Raw genomic sequence first — 17,177 nt, forward strand, 5'->3', positions numbered from 1 at the left:
CGCCATGGCGGGCGACGAGACGGAACACGGCGGCTTCAAGGGCTGGTGCTGCTGGGCGCCATGCTGGTCCTGCTCGTCCTCGGCGGCGCGGGACCGGCGTCGGCCCACGCCGCCCTCCGTGACACCGACCCCGCCGACGGAGCCGTCCTCAAGACCGCGCCCCGCTCCCTCACCCTGACCTTCACCGAGTCCGTAGGCCTGCTCGACGACTCCCTGCGCGTCCTCGACCCCGACAACCGCCGGGTCGACGAGGGCGAGGCCCGGCACGCCTCGGGCAGGTCGGACACCGTGCAGGTCAGCCTGCCCGCGAAGGCGACCGAGGGGACGTACGTCGTGGCCTGGCGGGTGGTGTCCGCGGACAGCCACCCGGTCTCCGGCGCCTTCACCTACTCCGTCGGCAAGCCCTCCCCGACCCCCGCCGTGATCAGCACGGGCCCCGTCGAGGACCCGGCCACCGGCAGCCTCTACGACCTCGCGCGCTACCTCGCGTACGGCGCGGCGGCGCTGCTCGTCGGCACGGCCGTCTTCCTCGCCGTCTGCCGCCCGCCCGAGCCGGGCCGGCTGCGCAGGACGCTCGTGATCGGCTGGTGGACGCTGCTGGTGTCCACCGTGGCACTCCTCCTGCTGCGCGCGCCCTACGAGTCCGGCACCGGCCCCGCGGCCGTGTTCGACCCGTCCGCCCTGAGCCGCACCCTGACGACCCGTCCGGGCCAGGCCCTGCTGGCCCGCCTGCTGCTGTTGCTGTGCGCGGCCGTACTGCTGCTGCGCGCCCGCAAGCAGGAACGGCCCACCCGGGTGACCCTGGGCGAGGGCGCCGTCGTCGCCGTCGGCCTGGCGCTGACCTGGGCGTCGGCGGAGCACGCGTCGGCCGGGATCCAGGTCCCGGTGGCCATGACGTCCTCCGTGCTTCACCTGCTGGCGACGGCGGCCTGGCTGGGCGGTCTCACGGCGCTGCTCACCCTGCTCCACCGCGGCCCGCTCCCCGCGCTCACCGTCGCCCGCTTCTCCCGGCTGGCCTTCGCCTCCGTGATCGTCCTGGCGGTCACCGGCGTCTACCAGTCCTGGCGCGGCCTCGGCTCCTGGAACGCGCTGACGGGGACGCCGTACGGCCGCATCCTGCTCGTCAAGCTGGCGGCGGTGACGCTGCTGCTGGCGGCGGCGGGCTATTCACGGCGCTGGACGGCTCGGCTGGTGACGGCGGAGACGGAGAAGGTGAAGGAGGCCGAGGTGGTGGTGAAGGAGGCCGAGGTGGCGGTGAAGGAGCGGGTGCCCGCGCAGGTGGGGGGACCGGCGGAGCCCGAGGGCAGGGAGGACGCCCCCGGCGCCGCCAAGTCCCTCGAGGCGTCCGGCCCGGAGGACGCGCACCGCAAGGCGCTGCGCCGCTCGGTGCTGGTCGAGGTCGCCATCTCGGTCGTGGTGCTGATGATCACGACCGTACTGACGAACACCCTCCCGGGCCGCGCGGCGGCCGAGGCGTCCACGTCGTCGGGCTCCAGCGCGGTGACCGCCGCCTCCGTCAACGACGTCCCCTTCGAGGTCGGCTCGGCGCGCGGTCGCGTCCAGGTCACCCTCCAGTCCAACCGGGCCGGGGACAACAAGGTGGAGGCCCTCGTCTTCGGCCTCGACGGAAGCGTGGCCATCGTCCCCGAACTGCGCGTCACCTTCACCCTCCCCAGCCAGAAGATCGGCCCCCTCGACACCCGCGTCACCGACCGGGGCGGCTACTGGGTCGCGGACTCCTTCAACCTGCCCATCGCCGGCACCTGGGACATGAAGGTGACGGTGCGGGTGTCGGACGTGGACCAGGTGAGCGAGACCAAGAAGGTCCGCATCGAGGGGTGACGCCGGGGCGGGCCGACACCTTCCTGCCCTCCCCGACACCACTCGCTGACGTCCGCGGGGCGGCCGGCACCGCCTCCGGCGACTTTGCCATCTCTTTACAACTGACCCCGCTGCCCCCTCGTCTCTCCTCTCGACTCGCAACCCAGCCCCCGGGCGACCGGCCGGGCTGACCGACCAAGGAGAGCGACTGATGCGCCGAACCATCCTCAGTGCCGTGGCACTCGCGTGCACCGCCGTACTGGCGAGCACCGCGCCCGCGCTGGCGGACGAGCCGTCCCCGGTCCCGTCGGCCCCGGCCACCGTGGTCCCGAGCGCCGAACCCACGCTCCCGCCGAGTGAGGCCGCGACGCCCGTACCGTCGGCCCCGGCGAGCGACGCCCCGACCAGCGAGCCCTCCAAGGTCCCGGACGGCGCCGAGCCGACCGTCGCGCCGTCCGAGGGCAGCCAGGTCAGCGTCGTACCGAGCGGCGCGCCCGACACCGGCGTCGTGGCGGCGAACTCCGGAGGCGACGGCGGCCAGGGCGGTGTGATCGGCGGGGGCGCCGCCGCGGTCCTCCTCGTCGGCGGCGCGACCGTCTTCGTCGTACGGCGCCGGCGGGCGACCGGAGCATGACCCCGCTCTCCAGGCGCGCCTGTCTCACCGCGGCGATGGCCACGCTGCTCGCGGGCTGCGGCACCGGCGAGTCGGACCGGTCCGGCCGGGCCTCGGCCGGCCCGCGCACCGGCACCGGTACGCCACCCCCTGCGCGGCCCTCCCCGAACGCGGCCCACGCCCTCGCGCGTTCGGTCCCGGTCCGGCTGCGGATCCCCGCCATCGGGGTCGACACCCCGGTCATGCGGCTGGGCCTCGCCCCGGACGGCAGCGTGCAGGTGCCCCCGATCACGGCGCACGACCAGGCCGGCTGGTACGGGCACTCACCGACACCGGGCCAGGTCGGCCCGTCGGTGATCCTCGGCCACGCCACCGTCGGCGCCTACGGGGACGGCGTCTTCCACGACCTCGCCCGACTGCGGCGGGGCGACCGGATCGCGGCGCGCCTGGGGAACGGCACGACGGCGCAGTTCACCGTCCACACCGTACGGACCGTCGCCAAGGCCGCCTTCCCCACCCAGGAGGTCTACGGGGACGTGAACCGACCGGAGCTGCGGCTCATCACCTGTGGTGGGCCCCGTACCGGTGACGGCTACCGCGACAACGTGATCGTCTTCGCGGCCCTGAGCTAGCTCCGCCACCTCCCTACCCCACCCCCGGCACGGGTGCCCCACGACCCTGGAGAGCGTTGAAACGGACTCGCGAGAGGGCAGCGTCCGAGCTGTTCGCCGCCCTCTACCCACGCCTCGCCGGCTGGTGCCGCCGTCTCGTCGACGACGACGAGACGGCCCACGAGATCGCCTCCGAGGCGTTCACCCGGCTCTGGGCCCGCTGGACGTCCGTGGCGGAGCCCCGCGGTTTCCTCTACGTCACCGCGGCCAACCTCGTCCGGGACCACTGGCGCAAGCTGGAGCGCGAACGCAGGGCCGTGCACCGCGCCACCGCCGAAGCCGCCGTACAGCCGCAACCGGAACAGGCGGATCCGTCGGTGCGCCTCCTCGTGCAGTCACTGCCGGAACGACTGCGCGTGCCGATCCTGCTGCACTACTACGCTGACATGCCGATCCGGGAGGTGTCCGTGCTGACCGGGCGCAAGGAAGGGACCGTCAAGGCCGACCTTCACACGGCTCGCGAACTGCTCCGCGCCCACCTGAGGAGAAGTCTTGATCACACACCCTGACGACGGTCCGGACTTCGACCCCGACGACCCCCTCGCCGTCATCCTGCGACCGCCCTCGTCCGCCTACCTCGGGCCACCGCCCGGTCACTACGAGGCGATCCGCCGCGGCGCGTTCCGGCGCCGGCTCCTGCGCACCGCGGCCGGAGCGGGCCTGGTCTGCGCGGCAGCGGCCCTGGTCGTGCTGCCGCTGCGCCTGACGGCCCCCGAGAAGCACACGACGCCCACGGTCCCCATGGCCCCGCCGTCCCCGTCGAGCCCCACCCCGTCGGCGGTCGCATCCGACACCCCGGCCCCCACTCCCAGCCCCTCGACCGGCACGTCCGCCCCGTCCGTCGCGCCTTCACCGGTGCCCACGGAACCATCCGAACCAGCCGAACCTTCCGGACCCGCCAAGTCTTCGTCGGCCCCCACCAGCCCGGCCTCCCCACCGGCCGTGACGCCGTCAGTGGACCCGGACGACTCCGCCGTCCCGACGGCCCCACCCGACGCGACGCGGGGGACCCGGACCGAGGCGCCGACCTCGTAGGACGGACACTCTTCGGCCGGACCGGGTGACCCGCGCCGAGGCGGCGAGTTCTACCACGCCCTGGCGGCCTGGGCCCCCGCCTCCCCAGCGGCCACGGCGGCCCCCGCCCACCGGCTGCCGCCGGCCCGGACTCCGAATCAGGGCTCGCGCGTCATGAACCACTGAGCAACGCCGCGCTCACGGCTGTGACCGCGGGCAGCAGCATCACCACGGCGGCCTGTACGCATCTGTTCTTGGTCCGGGCGATACGGCTCGTTCCGGTCAGCGCGCGGGACAGACGGGTGTGCGGGTCCGTACTGCCCCGCAGAAGCCCGGACCGCAGTTCCGCTCGCTTGTCGGCCCGGACCACGTCCTCGTAGTAGGCCAGAACGCGGGAGCTCTCCCTGATTCCGCGCCCATGGCGGGGAAGTAGCGCCGCCAGGAGGAACAGCAGGGCCACGGTCGTGGTGACCATAGCAGTCCCCCACAGCGGGTGCGGCCAGGCGGCGCCGGGCGGGCGGCGGACCAGGAGGAGCCCGAGCAGCGATGCTCCGGTGGCGAGCAGGACGGCCGCCTTGCCGTCCGCCCGGCCTATCTCGAGATGGTTCTGAGCGACCAGCTCGCGCAACAGAGCCACCTCGTCCTCCGGTTCGGCCTCGTCGGGTGGGCGGCGGGGGCCGAAGGACAGGCGGGGGATCACTGGTACATCCCGTACGGGCCGTCGCCGTCGTCCCCTGCCGCGTCGATGTCGCCGATCCGGCGCAGAACCTCGTCGCCCTGGGGGACCCCCACGTCGCTGAGCACCCGCGCGAGGTTGACGCCGACGAAGCTCCGGTCCTCCGGTGTCAGTGACTGAAGCGTCGCTGCGAGAGTGCGTTCCCAGCCGTCCCGGTCGGAGAGCAGGTCGCGGTGTGCCACCGTCCAGTCGAGCACGTCCCTCGCTTGATCCGGCTGGTGCAGGAGCCAGAGGGCTGCCAGGCCGACGGGGCCGCCCGCGACGACCTCCCGATAGAAGCGGTACGCCTCGCGATGGGCTTCGCCGAAGCCTGAGGGAAGCATGGGATCGGCACCGGTTCGGGATGTGGGCTGGAGTGCGGCCGGCGGGTCCAGGAACCAGTACGTGAGTCCGCAGCCGTCGATCACCTGTGGCCGGCCGGGTGGTTCCACCTCGGCCGTGGCGAAGTGGGGTGGCGGTGTTCGCAACGGGTCGGCTGCGCCGGGCAGGGCGGCGTTCTCGCTGATGTGACCGACCACCAGATCCCGGGCCCGTTCCTCGGTGATCCGGTGCCGTGCCACGACGACCGGGTTGCTGACCTTCCAGACGACCCGGTACCGGGCAGGTGCTTTCGGCGGGCGGCGCGGGATGTCGACCGAGATCTCCCGCTCCGCGAGCGAGACCCACACGACGTCGAAGAACTCCCCCTGACGAACCGCGCGCACCGTCGGTCGCGGATAGCCCCAGTAGTCGCCGCCGCGCGGCGGCACCATCCCGTCGGCTCCGGTGTGCGCGAGGAACACCAGGGCTCGGTCCGCGGGAGGGCTGAGGCGAAGGCGGAACAACTGCCAGATCGGAGAGGAGCTCAGAGGCGTGATGAGCGGATCGGTCATGAGGGGAACCCTTCTCCTGAGGCGGCGGCACGGGCGCGATGACGGTGCAGGAAGAACCGCCGGACACCGTGGTGGCTTCGGGCCGTGGCGGCGAGCTCGACGAGGAAGTGCGTCAGGGCGGCCCGGTGGCGCGGGTCCGGGTCGTTCTCGATCAGGGACAGGCCGGCCGCCACCGGCGTGTGGACGGCAGGGTCGTCCAGGGCTGTGACGACGAGGTCGAGAGCCTGCTCGAAGTGGTCCTGGATCAGGTCGGCGAGCCGCAGACGCCGTACGCCCGGCGCGGCGGGCGCGCGCGGCGCGGGGAAGGCCGTCAGGCTCATCGAGGTGACGGCATGCGCCGCCAAGGCGTGGCGCTGTGTGCCCGGCTCGGCCAGCTGCCACTCCCGTAGACGGTCCAGGACGAGGTCGTGATTTGCGCTCTCGGAGAGCAGCGCGCTGAGCGCGAAGGACACGGCCGTACGCAGCCTGACCTCCAGCTCCTTGTCCGGTTTGTCGAGTACGGCGTCCAGGAGCTTCAGCGCGGCCTCGGGGCGGGCCAGACCGTAACTGCCCGCGCAGGTCTCGGCCACGGTGCAGCGCAGGGGGACGGACGCGGCACGACTCCACAGCCGTAGCTGATCCCGTACCGCGCGGGTGAGGGCGGAGTGCTGGACCATCTCCCCGAGCGCATAGGCCACGAGGCGGCGCTGCCAGCGTTTCTGGGATTCGGCGAAGGACTGCAGCTGTCGCAGCGTGTTCGGGCCGGTCGCATGGGCCAGTACCTTCCCGATCGTCTGGCCAGCCGACAGTTCCATGCGGGGGTGGTGAGGGAGGTCTTCCAGGGTCCTCCACAGCAGGGCTGCCATGCCCTCGTAGTCCAGCCACAGGCATCGCAGCAGGACGTCCGACCGGTGTCGGCCGGAGAACACGACCGGCTGCACCGGGTACCGCTGCGCGGCCTCGAATCGGGGCGGCAGCAAGAGGGCGTCGACGGCTTTCAACCGGTCCTCGAAGGCCGGCCCGAGAATGTCACGGCGTTGCTGTGGCTGCTCCCCGGCCGTTCCGAGGCCATGAGGGTGCTCAGGTGGGCCGGCCATGACCGGCGCGGGGCCGCCGCGCTCGTCGAGGCGGGGGCGCAGCATCGCGCTGAACTCCTCGACGACCGTACGGTCCTGTTCGCTGAGCAGGGCGATCGCCGCCATCAGGGAAACACTGTCGGCTCGGTCGCACACTTCTGCCAGCGCCTGCCGGGCCGCCGCCGGACTGCCGGTGTGCAGGTCGGCGAGGACGGTCGCGGCGGACTTTCCCGACAGGACGAAATCACGCAGTCCCTCCGCCACCTCGACACCGTCCCCGGGCAACGGGTGGGCGTGCAGGTAGCCGGAGAAGTCCGCGGACGCGAGGTGCCTCAACGCGACGGCGCACTGCTCGGGCCTGAGTTCCCTCGCGTTGACCATGGTGTTGAGCCGCCTTGTGGCGACGGCGGCCGACGACGGCGGACGGTGGACGACCTGCCAGGGCACCGTGTCGGCGGGAAGTGCCGTCTCGGCCCGTACGGTGATGACCAGGTGAGCACCCGATCGACGCAGCACCCCGGCCAGCGCGGTGAGCACCACTTCGCCGAGCGAGGCGGCGGCCGCCGGGGACAGTCCTTGGATGAGATAGCCCCGTCCGTCCCTGGGGCGCCAGCGCCCGAGGTCGTCGGGCGAGTCGAGACCGGTGATGCCGTCCGCCCCGTACCGCTCTGCCAGCAGTGCGAACGCGGTGGTGCTCGCGCCTGTGCCACCGCCGGCCCTCAGTAACAGAATGTGGCTGTCCAGGGCCTTTCGGCACTGCGCGTACGTCGGTGGTTCGACGAACCCGTCCAGGCGGGCATGGACGTCGTCCGCGGGGTACGGGCCCTCGCGCAGGCGGGGTTGGAGGATCTCGTTCGTGGCGGCCTCATCGAGGGAGGCGCCGTTGAGCACGGTGATGTCGCCGGTGACTGGGCCCATGACCGCCAGGCCCTGGTCCAGTTGCTGCCGGTTGTCACGGTAGGAGGCCTCCGAGGCAGTCCCACCGTCGGCGTCCGGGTCGTCCGGGTGGAGTGGGCCGGGAGAGCCGTCCGTGCCGCCGCTCACCTGTGCCCCTCGTCCCCGGCTCCGCCGACCCGCTTGCCGCCCGCGACGTTGTCGCCGCTGCCCCAGTGCTGGTTGGTGCCGTGGTACGAGGTCGCACCCCCGGTGTACGAGATGTCTCCTCCGACGTCCCCCATGACGGCGGCACCCTGGCCCACGTGCTGGGTGTTGCCCTGGTAGCGAGGGCCGGGTCGCGTCTTCGCAGCGCGGTCCCGGTCTGCGGGATCCGCGGATGCGCCGGTCCGGTCCGCGGGGTCCTCGCGCGGTCGCACACCGGCCTCTACGAGGTTTCCGGACGGCGACGGAACGTACAGCCAGGCGCGCTGGGAGAAGTTCTTCCCCTCCACGGTGGCCGGCACCTCCACGCAGCGGTCGGGGTGCAGTCCGCTGTACCCGCCGAGCACGACGTCCTCGTAGACGCGCTGCGAGATGACGGCGGCCAGGTGGGTGACCTGTTCGCTCGCGGCGGCCAGGATGGCCTTGACCGGACGGGAGTCCAGCAGCCGGTGCGTGTCGTTGCGGGCGGTGCCGTTGCCGTCGCCGGGACCGTCCCCGTCCGGCAGTGGTCCGACGTGGACGCTGGCCCGAAGACGGATGCGGGGACCCACGTACTGCTGGTTGTACGCCCCGAGGAGGTCGTCCAGTACGCCGAGGAACGGCCAGAGGACGAAGGGCAGCGACGCCGGATCGAACCCGAACACCACTCCGTCCCCGGTGTTGGCCGGAAACCGTTTGGCGTCGCGCAGCTCACGCAGCCCGGCTCGCTCCAGCGCCTGGTCGACGAGCTCGGGGACCAACTGGCTCACCGGACCGTGCTGTACAGCGGGGAGCCCCGTGAAGTCCTTCGCATCGACGGCGAACAGGGCACGGTAGGGCGGAAGCGGCCGGCTTTCGGCGTACGGAGCGGGAACGGGCACGGACATACGTGATCTCCTCCTGGGCCGTGGGGCGGTCATGAAGCCGGAGACCGGCTGCTTCGAGGTTCTGCCGGTTCCATCCGTCCCACTGCACAGCGCAGGGCACTTCGAGCGTGGCCCATGTCACGTGTCAGACGTGTTCGGGCGACGCAGCCCGCTCTCGGCGCAGGTGCGTGCGTCACCCGGCGGACTCACCCGAAACAGGCGGGTTTCATCCGATGGAGGAGGAGGCGCGACGCGAGCGTGGCTCAGGGGAGGCCGTCGCCCAGGCCCGCAGCGCCTGCATGTCCTTGATGACGATCATTCTGCGAGCTGTTTCGATCGTGCCGGACTCCCGCAGCCGTTGCAGTCCGGCGATGACCGCGTTGCGGGTCACTCCGGTGGCCTGGGCGATCTCCTCCTGGCTGAGGCCGGTCAGTTGTACGGCATCCCATTCGCTCCGCGGCGCGTTCAGTTCGGCGAGGCGCAGGAGCGCGCGTGCCAGCCGGACGACCAGCGGCAGGGTCAGCAGTTCGGCGCGGTGTGTGTCGGACTCCTGCAACCGGGACAGGGCCTGGCGCATCAGGTCCATCACGAGCCCGCGCTGCTCGATGTAGCGGCGGAACCGTTCCGCCTCCAGCACGACAGCCTCGCAGGGAGTGAGGGCGACGACCTCCGCTGTGCGCGGGCTGCCGCTGAAGACGGAGACCTCACCCAGCAGGTCGCCCGGCCCCCGGAAGGCCAGCCAGGTCACGACTCCGTCCGGTTCCCTGCGGACGACCTTGGCGAGGCCCTCGGTCAGAGCGAGCAGGTACGTTCCGGCGGACCCCTGTCTCAGCAGCACGCTGCGTTCGCGGAACCTCCGGGTCGTCCCCTGGTGCCTCAGCTCACGCCACGCCTCGTCCGACAGCACTCGTCGCCTTCCCCGTTCCGCCGTGTGCGACCTCTCCGGCCTCAGCCGTCCTCTTGAGTTCTACGCCGGTCCGCCTGCTCCCACCGCCGGTCGGCCGACCTTGGCTCAGAACAGCTCCCGGCGCGCAGGACGGAACAGTGAAGGTGCCCTTCCGGAGCGGTCTGCTGTGCCGGGAGCGGGCGCAGCGGTCCTACAGCTTGGTCATCTTGGAGTACGGGCTGGTGATCCGCATGCGCGCCGAGCCGAAATCCACGAGCACGGCGATTCCGTCCTCGATGTCGATCACCCGGCCGAGGCCGTACATGTCATGCGTGACCTGGTCGCCCACGGCGAAGTGCCGGGGAGCCGGTGCGGGCGGGGGCTTGAAGGGGCTGGTGGACAGATGACGCTTCGGTGCCGCAGGCCTTGTCATTCCACCGAGTATGCGTCGTTTGGGTCTCCGCATGTGTCGCCGTTCGGTATCGGAGTCATCTCGAGAACGCCGACGGCAGCGTGCATCGCGACGGACCGTGACGGACACGGACACCATCAGACGGACAAAGTCGAAGGGCCCCACCGCGAACGGTGGGGCCCTTCGACATCGTGCCCGGTGAGGCACTGGCGGAGGATACGAGATTCGAACTCGTGAGGGGTTGCCCCCAACACGCTTTCCAAGCGTGCGCCCTAGGCCTCTAGGCGAATCCTCCGCCGCAAACAATACAAGACGTTGAGGAGTGCTCGCGAACTCGTTCCCGCCCCCTGCCATCGGGTACTGTTTGGGCAGCCCCTCACGCGGCGCTATCTGACTGAACTCCCCCAGGGCCGGAAGGCAGCAAGGGTAGGTTGGCTCTGGCGGGTGCGTGGGGGGCGTTTGCGTGCGCGGTCCGCTTTGTCAGTGGGCGCCTATAACCTCGTAGGCGTGTCGTCTCTCGCGCTGTACCGCCGCTATCGCCCGGAGTCGTTCGCCGAGGTCATCGGGCAGGAGCATGTAACTGACCCGCTGCAGCAGGCGCTGCGGAACAACCGGGTCAACCACGCGTACCTGTTCAGCGGTCCGCGCGGATGTGGCAAGACGACCAGCGCGCGCATCCTGGCCCGCTGTCTGAACTGTGAGCAGGGTCCCACGCCGACGCCGTGCGGTGAGTGCGAGTCGTGCAAGGACCTCGCGCGCAACGGGCCCGGGTCCATCGACGTCATCGAGATCGACGCCGCCTCGCACGGTGGTGTGGACGACGCCCGTGACCTGCGCGAAAAGGCCTTCTTCGGGCCCGCTCGCAGCCGGTACAAGATCTACATCATCGACGAGGCCCACATGGTCACGTCGGCCGGCTTCAACGCGCTGCTCAAGGTCGTCGAGGAGCCGCCGGAGCATCTCAAGTTCATCTTCGCCACGACCGAGCCGGAGAAGGTCATCGGGACCATCCGGTCGCGGACCCATCACTATCCGTTCCGGCTCGTGCCGCCCGGGACCCTGCGGGACTACCTCGGCGAGGTGTGCGGGAAGGAGGACATCCCCGTCGAGGAGGGTGTGCTCCCGCTCGTCGTGCGGGCCGGTGCCGGATCCGTGCGTGACTCCATGTCCGTCATGGACCAGCTCCTCGCCGGCGCGGGCGCGGACGGTGTGACGTACGCCATGGCCACCTCCCTCCTCGGCTACACGGACGGCTCGCTGCTCGACTCCGTGGTCGAGGCCTTCGCCACCGGTGACGGGTCCGCCGCCTTCGAGGTCGTGGACCGGGTGATCGAGGGCGGCAACGACCCTCGGCGGTTCGTCGCCGACCTGCTGGAGCGGCTGCGGGATCTGGTGATCATCGCCGCCGTCCCGGACGCGGTGGAGAAGGGGCTCATCGACGCCCCCGCCGACGTACTGGAGCGGATGCAGGCCCAGGCGGGCGTCTTCGGCGCCGCCGAGCTCAGCCGCGCCGCCGACCTCGTCAACGAGGGACTGACCGAGATGCGGGGGGCCACCTCGCCCCGCCTCCAGCTCGAGCTGATCTGCGCGCGCGTCATGCTGCCCGCCGCCTACGGCGACGAACGGTCCGTCATGGCCCGCCTCGACCGGCTGGAGCGAGGCGTGAACTTCTCCGCGGGCGGCGCGGGTGGTGCGATGCCCGCCATGGGGTACGTGCCGGGGCCCGAAGCGCATGGGCACGGGGGAGCGGTACAGGGGGGCGTGCCGCAGGGGGGTGCGCCGGGCGCCGGTGCGCAGATCCCGCCGGGGGGCGGCGCGGCCGCTGCTCGGGCCGCGGTGCGTGCTTCGGGTCCGTCTTCTGCCGGTGTGCCGGGGCCGGCGGGTCAGCCCTCGGCTCCCGCTGACGCTCCCGCTCCGGCTCCTCCAGGTCCCGGCCCGGCTCCTGCTCCGGCTGCCGACCCGGCCCCCGCTCCAGCTCCCTCTCCCGGTCCCGTACAGACGCCCGGCCCCGCCCCGGCCTCCGCCGGGATGGACACCGCCGCCTCCGCGCCGGCGGATCAGGGCGGCCCGGGCGCAGGTTCCGGACCGTCCCAGTCCGCACCCGCGTCCGCCCCCGGCGCCTGGCCCACCGCCGCCGGTGCCGGCAGCGGTCGGCGGCCCGGTGGCTGGCCCACGGCGGCGCCCGTGGGCGGTGGCCGACCCGCCGCCACTCCCGCCCCCGCCTCGCCCGCCCCGGCCGCGCCCTCGGCAGCCCCGCAGGCGGCGCCCGCTCCGGCCGCTGCCGCCTCGTACGCGCCCCCTGCCGGCGGCCTCGACCCGCGCATGCTGTGGCCGAACATCCTGGAGGCGGTGAAGAACCGCCGCCGGTTCACCTGGATCCTGCTCAGCCAGAACGCCCAGGTCGCAGGCTTCGACGGCACCACCCTCCAGCTCGGCTTCGTCAACGCCGGCGCCCGTGACAACTTCGCGGGCAGCGGCAGCGAGGACGTACTGCGGCAGGCGCTGGCCGAGCAGTTCAACGTGCACTGGAAGATCGAGGCGATCGTCGACCCGTCGGGCGGCTCCGCACCCCCGTCGACCGGCGGCTACGGCGGAGGCGGCGCCCCCGGCGGCTACGGCACCCAGGGCGGCCAGGGCGGCTCGGGCGGCGGCCAGGGTGGTTATGGCGGCCAGGGCGCCTCGGGCAGCTACGGCGGCTCCGCCGGTGGCTACGGCGGTTCGTCGGGCGGCGGTGGTACGGCCGCCCCGGGCCCGGCGTCGGCCCAGTCCCCGTCCGCCTCCTCCACCTCATCGGCCTCAGCGCCGCGTCCCGCCCCCGGCCACACCTCCAACCCCGCTCCGGCGCCCCGCCCGTCCGCCGCGCCCGAGCCGCCGCCCTCGGTCTCCATCGAGGACGACATCCCCGAGGACGACGATCCCGACCTGAACGAGTCGGCCCTCTCCGGGTACGACCTGATCGTGCGGGAACTGGGCGCGACGGTGGTCGAGGAGTTCACGAACGAATAGACGACGTAGGGGCGACGAACAGGCGAGGGGAAGCCCCTTTGGAGGAACCCACAATCCCGCCATCCCCGCCACTTCAGTGGCCCGTACGAACCCATCTCCCTCCCTGCCGTTAGGCTGACCCCCGTGAAGGTCCTCGTCATCGGCAGCGGCGCCCGCGAACACGCCCTGTGCCGCTCCCTGTCCCTCGACCCCGCCGTCACCGCGCTGTACTGCGCTCCCGGCAACGCCGGCATCGCCGAGGTCGCCGAGCTGCACCAGGTCGACGCGCTCGACGGCAAGGCCGTGTCCGAGCTCGCCAAGGAGCTCGGCGCCGAGCTCGTGGTCGTGGGCCCGGAGGCACCTCTCGTCGCCGGGGTCGCCGACGCCGTGCGCGAGGCGGGCATCCCGGTCTTCGGTCCGTCCGGCCGGGCCGCGCAGCTCGAGGGCTCCAAGGCGTTCGCCAAGGACGTGATGGCCGCGGCCTCCGTGCCCACCGCCCGCTCCTACGTCTGTACGACCCCGGAGGAGGTCGCCGAGGCCCTCGACGCCTTCGGCGCCCCGTACGTCGTGAAGGACGACGGTCTCGCCGCCGGCAAGGGTGTCGTCGTGACCGACGACCTCGACGCCGCCGCCGCGCATGCCGCCGCCTGCGAGCGCGTCGTCATCGAGGAGTTCCTCGACGGCCCGGAGGTCTCCCTCTTCGCGGTCACCGACGGCGAGACGGTCGTCCCGCTCCAGCCCGCCCAGGACTTCAAGCGCGCCCTCGACGGCGACGAGGGCCCGAACACGGGCGGCATGGGCGCGTACTCGCCGCTGCCCTGGGCCGACCCCAAGCTGGTCGACGAGGTCCTGGAGACCGTCCTGCAGCCGACCGTCGACGAGATGCGCCGCCGCGGCACGCCCTTCTCCGGCCTGCTCTACGCCGGCCTCGCGATCACCAGCCGGGGCGTCCGCGTCATCGAGTTCAACGCCCGCTTCGGCGACCCGGAGACCCAGGTCGTCCTGGCCCGCCTCCGGACCCCGCTCGCCGGTCTCCTGATGGCGGCCGCCAGCGGCAACCTCGCCCACCTGGAGCCCCTGCGCTGGAGCGACGACGCGGCCGTCACCGTCGTCGTCGCCTCGCACAACTACCCCGGCACCCCGCGCACGGGCGACCCGATCACCGGCCTCGACGAGGTGGCCGCCGAGGACGCCCCGCACGCGTACGTCCTGCACGCCGGGACCAAGCGCGACGGTGACGCCGTCGTCAGCGCCGGTGGCCGCGTCCTCTCCGTCACCGCGACCGGCGAGAACCTCACGCAGGCTCGGGAACGGGCGTACCGCGCGGTCGAGCGCATCCAGCTGGACGGCTCCCAGCACCGCACGGACATCGCGGCGAAGGCGGCGGCCGCGCAGTAGGACCGGGGGGCACGTGACCGGCGTCGCGGGCCCGTACCGAGAGCCCGTGTGCGCCGAACGCGAGCGCTCACCCGATGAACCCGACAGGCCCCGGATCCGTCTACGGATTCGGGGCCTGATCCTTGCCCAACGTCATCCAGCTCTCCCCAAAGCCATTCCATCGAGTGACCGCTGGCCCATACGGCTGACGTGGGTCGAAGCCCCAACTAGGGTGCGGCGCAAGCATTCCGGCACTTGGCCCACCGGCATTGCGATGTCAGCCGTGGGTGCCACAGTGGGGGAGTGAGCAACGCCAGGAAAGCGCAGGGGAAAGCGCCAGGACGGCAGGGGGGTGAGGTCGGGTCGTGACCGGCATCGGGATGGAAGCGGGAGCTCAGGCGGCGCGTGTCCGGGCCCTCGCCGTGCTGCGGATCCGCAGCCGCGCGCTGGCCGTCGCGCTGCTGCCCGCGGCCGCCGCCGTGATCCTGCTCGCCGGCGGTTCCACGGGTCACCTGGTGGGCCCGGGCTGGGACGCGGCCCGCTGGGCGGTGTCCGTGGTGGCGGTCGTCGTGCTGGTCGCGGCCGGCGTCATCGCCCTGGTCGTCGCCCGCTCGCGCCCCGCCGTGAGTCCCACGGTGCCGATCTCGGAAGAGGCGGCCCCGGATCTGTACCGGCTGGTGCGCGACCTGGCCGACCGCCTCGACGTGCCCGCCCCCTCGGCCGTGGCGCTCACCCCGGACTGCGACAGCTGGCTCGAGGACCGCACCCACCGCGCCCATGGCCCACCCCCGCCCGAGGGCCGCGACGAGGTGGCGGCGGGGCGCCACCCCCACCGGCGTACGCCGGCCGCGCCCGTCCTCGTCATCGGCTCACCGTTCCTGTGGTGGATGCGCGTCGGCGAACTGCGCGCCGTCCTCGCCCCCGTCGTCGCGGGTACGGGACCCTCGGCGCACCCGGACATAGCCGCCGCCCGCCGCTTCGTACGGGGCCTGGACGCGGCGGTGGCCGTGGCCTCGACGCAGGGCCGCTGCCCCCTGTTCCGCTCGGGGTGCGCGGGGATCGGCTGGGTGGCCCGCCTGTTGCTGCGCAGCTGTCGGGGGCACGCGGCCGAGATGGAGCGTGGTGTGGCCGCCGCGGCCGCCGAGCGTGCACAGGCTGTGGATTACGGGCTGCGGATCGTCGCCCAGGAGCAGGTGGGCCTGGCGTACGCGGGCTGGGACCGGCTGCTCACGCGTGTCGCGCTGCCCGCCTGGCGGATGGGCCGCTGGCCCTCCCGGCTGGACGCGGGCGTCGTGGCCGCGCTGACCGAGCTGTCCCGTCGCGACCGGCTGGCCGAGGGGTTCGCCTCCCGGCTGGGCGAGCGTCCCGCCTGCGATCTGCTCGAAGAGCCCGGCGCGATCGACGAGGCCGCCTCGCTCCTGGCCGCCCGCCTCTTCCACGGCGGGCCCGCCGAGACCGGCCCCGACTGGTCCCCAGTCGACTGGCAGGAGTATCCGGAGGAGGTCGTCGACCGAAAGTGGCGCACCGACGCCGCCCGCCTCCACCGCGTCCTCGACAACCTGGGCGTACGCCGCTGCGACCCCACCCCCACAACCCCCCAACACTCCCCCTCGGACACCTCGGACACCTCGGACACTGAAGGCCCCACCCTCTCCCGAGTCCTGGACCACCTCACAGGCCCTCCGCCCCCGGCCACGCCCACCGAGCCACAGGACGAGCCCCCGGCTCCGACTGAGCCCACCGCGTCGGCAGAGCGGCACGGGGCGCCCACCGCACCGACCGAGCTCCACAGCGAGCCCGCCACGTCGACTGAGCCGCCTGGCGAGCACGCCGTGTCGGCCGGGTCGTACGGGGAGTCCGCTCCGTCCGTCGAGGGCCAGGGAACGCCCGACGCGTCGGCAGAGCGGCAGGGTGAGCCCGCCGTGTCGGCGGAGTTCCACGGCGACCCCGACGTGCCCGACCCCCACAGAGAGCCCGCCGCGCCCACCAAGCCACACGGAGAGCCCGCTGCGCCGACCGGGCTCCGCAGAGAGGCCACCGAGCCGCACCGGTCCACCGCGCCGACCGGTTTGCCCGGCGAGTCCACCGTGCCGACCGGTTTGCCCAGCGATCCCGCAGCGTCCGCCGAGTCGCACGGCGCCCCCGCCACGTCCGCCGAGCCGCGCAGCGAGTCCGCAGAGCTGCACAGCGACCCCGGATTGTCCGCTGCCCCGGCCCCCACCACCACCCCAACCCCAGCCCCCACCACCCCCGCCCCCACCGAAGACCTGGAACCCGCCCCCACCGAAGACCTGGAAGACGACGACCCACCCCCGCCCAACCCCCGCAGCGTCGCCCTGGCCGCCCGCCTCACCGCCGAGATCGCCCGGGAGGAAGCCGCCTCCGCCCCGCAGGGCTCCGCCGCGGCGCCCGCCCCGGGCCAGGGCAGCCCCGAAACCGCTCTCTGGGACGACGGGATGCTCCCCCTCTTCCCGCTCCAGCCCCCACGCACCCCGCGTGAACTCCTCGCCGACCACGTCACGGCGATGGTGTGCTGCGCAGCGATGGACACCGCCGGCGCGACCCCGGGCCTGGACTGGCTCGACGGCCCCTCCCTGTTGGTCAACGGCGAGAGAACCACCGACCTGGCTCCCAGGGTCCTCAGCCTGATAGAGGACGGCGACCCCACCCCCTTGCGAGCCTGGATGGTCGAACGGGGGATACGCCCGGAGAAGCCGGTACGACTCGTCTGAGTCACTGAGTCGGAATCACTGAGCAGAGTTACCCCGGCCGACCCACCCCGTCCGAGTCAC

General features: G+C 72.8%; 14 protein-coding genes, 1 tRNA gene and 1 other RNA gene. 9 read left to right on the forward strand and 7 right to left on the reverse strand.

Going from position 1 to position 17,177, the window contains the following annotated elements:
- Positions 1–45: 45 nt before the first annotated feature.
- The 5 genes from ACGFNV_RS33665 to ACGFNV_RS33685 all read left to right on the forward strand — a co-directional run bounded on the left by ACGFNV_RS33665 (position 46) and on the right by ACGFNV_RS33685 (position 4,140).
- Positions 46–1,842 carry a copper resistance CopC/CopD family protein gene (locus tag ACGFNV_RS33665; protein ID WP_393627790.1) on the forward strand — a complete coding sequence of 599 codons (1,797 nt, stop codon included), beginning with the start codon at positions 46–48 and terminating at the stop codon, positions 1,840–1,842.
- Positions 1,843–2,032: 190 nt separating this feature from the next.
- Entirely contained in the window at positions 2,033–2,455 is a 423-nt protein-coding gene (locus ACGFNV_RS33670; protein WP_393627715.1) for a sortase-dependent protein, read from the forward strand.
- Positions 2,452–3,066 carry a class F sortase gene (locus ACGFNV_RS33675; protein WP_393627716.1) on the forward strand — a complete coding sequence of 205 codons (615 nt, stop codon included), beginning with the start codon at positions 2,452–2,454 and terminating at the stop codon, positions 3,064–3,066. The genes ACGFNV_RS33670 and ACGFNV_RS33675 overlap by 4 nt, the downstream gene beginning before the upstream one ends.
- A gap of 56 nt (positions 3,067–3,122) precedes the next feature.
- Positions 3,123–3,614, forward strand: coding sequence for an RNA polymerase sigma factor (locus ACGFNV_RS33680; protein ID WP_393627718.1), 492 nt, complete (start codon positions 3,123–3,125; stop codon positions 3,612–3,614).
- Positions 3,598–4,140: a hypothetical protein gene (locus tag ACGFNV_RS33685; RefSeq protein WP_393627720.1), complete on the forward strand. Its 543-nt coding sequence runs from the start codon at positions 3,598–3,600 to the stop codon at positions 4,138–4,140. Before ACGFNV_RS33680 ends, ACGFNV_RS33685 begins: the two co-directional genes overlap by 17 nt.
- A gap of 151 nt (positions 4,141–4,291) precedes the next feature.
- Here the strand turns inward: ACGFNV_RS33685 and ACGFNV_RS33690 are convergent, their stop codons facing one another.
- From ACGFNV_RS33690 to ACGFNV_RS33720, 7 genes are all read right to left on the reverse strand, one after another.
- The gene (locus ACGFNV_RS33690; RefSeq protein ID WP_393627722.1) at positions 4,292–4,819 is read right to left on the reverse strand and encodes a Pycsar system effector family protein; all 528 of its coding nucleotides are present in this window, start codon (positions 4,817–4,819) and stop codon (positions 4,292–4,294) included.
- Complete coding sequence (locus tag ACGFNV_RS33695) at positions 4,816–5,727, reverse strand: hypothetical protein (protein ID WP_393627724.1); 912 nt, start codon at positions 5,725–5,727, stop codon at positions 4,816–4,818. Before ACGFNV_RS33695 ends, ACGFNV_RS33690 begins: the two co-directional genes overlap by 4 nt.
- The gene (locus tag ACGFNV_RS33700) at positions 5,724–7,826 is read right to left on the reverse strand and encodes a hypothetical protein (protein WP_393627726.1); all 2,103 of its coding nucleotides are present in this window, start codon (positions 7,824–7,826) and stop codon (positions 5,724–5,726) included. Before ACGFNV_RS33700 ends, ACGFNV_RS33695 begins: the two co-directional genes overlap by 4 nt.
- On the reverse strand, positions 7,823–8,746 hold the full coding sequence (locus ACGFNV_RS33705; protein WP_393627728.1) for a hypothetical protein: 924 nt from the start codon (positions 8,744–8,746) through the stop codon (positions 7,823–7,825). The genes ACGFNV_RS33700 and ACGFNV_RS33705 overlap by 4 nt, the downstream gene beginning before the upstream one ends.
- 205 nt (positions 8,747–8,951) lie before the next feature.
- Entirely contained in the window at positions 8,952–9,632 is a 681-nt protein-coding gene (locus tag ACGFNV_RS33710) for a Crp/Fnr family transcriptional regulator (protein ID WP_393627729.1), read from the reverse strand.
- A gap of 190 nt (positions 9,633–9,822) precedes the next feature.
- The gene (locus ACGFNV_RS33715; RefSeq protein ID WP_393627731.1) at positions 9,823–10,044 is read right to left on the reverse strand and encodes a hypothetical protein; all 222 of its coding nucleotides are present in this window, start codon (positions 10,042–10,044) and stop codon (positions 9,823–9,825) included.
- Positions 10,045–10,230: 186 nt separating this feature from the next.
- Positions 10,231–10,318: transfer RNA gene (locus ACGFNV_RS33720), tRNA-Ser, on the reverse strand.
- 72 nt (positions 10,319–10,390) lie between these two features.
- Here ACGFNV_RS33720 and ffs point away from each other — a divergent pair.
- The 4 genes from ffs to ACGFNV_RS33740 all read left to right on the forward strand — a co-directional run bounded on the left by ffs (position 10,391) and on the right by ACGFNV_RS33740 (position 17,117).
- Positions 10,391–10,487, forward strand: an RNA gene (gene ffs / locus ACGFNV_RS33725) — signal recognition particle sRNA small type.
- Between the two features lie 43 nt (positions 10,488–10,530).
- On the forward strand, positions 10,531–13,029 hold the full coding sequence (locus ACGFNV_RS33730) for a DNA polymerase III subunit gamma and tau (protein WP_393627733.1): 2,499 nt from the start codon (positions 10,531–10,533) through the stop codon (positions 13,027–13,029).
- A 123-nt stretch (positions 13,030–13,152) separates the two neighbouring features.
- Complete coding sequence (purD, locus tag ACGFNV_RS33735; protein WP_393627735.1) at positions 13,153–14,406, forward strand: phosphoribosylamine--glycine ligase; 1,254 nt, start codon at positions 13,153–13,155, stop codon at positions 14,404–14,406.
- Between the two features lie 344 nt (positions 14,407–14,750).
- The gene (locus ACGFNV_RS33740; protein ID WP_393627737.1) at positions 14,751–17,117 is read left to right on the forward strand and encodes a hypothetical protein; all 2,367 of its coding nucleotides are present in this window, start codon (positions 14,751–14,753) and stop codon (positions 17,115–17,117) included.
- The last annotated feature ends 60 nt before the right edge of the window (positions 17,118–17,177 follow it).

The sequence above is a fragment of the Streptomyces sp. NPDC048751 genome, assembly GCF_043198595.1.
Taxonomy (GTDB): Bacteria; Actinomycetota; Actinomycetes; order Streptomycetales; family Streptomycetaceae; genus Streptomyces.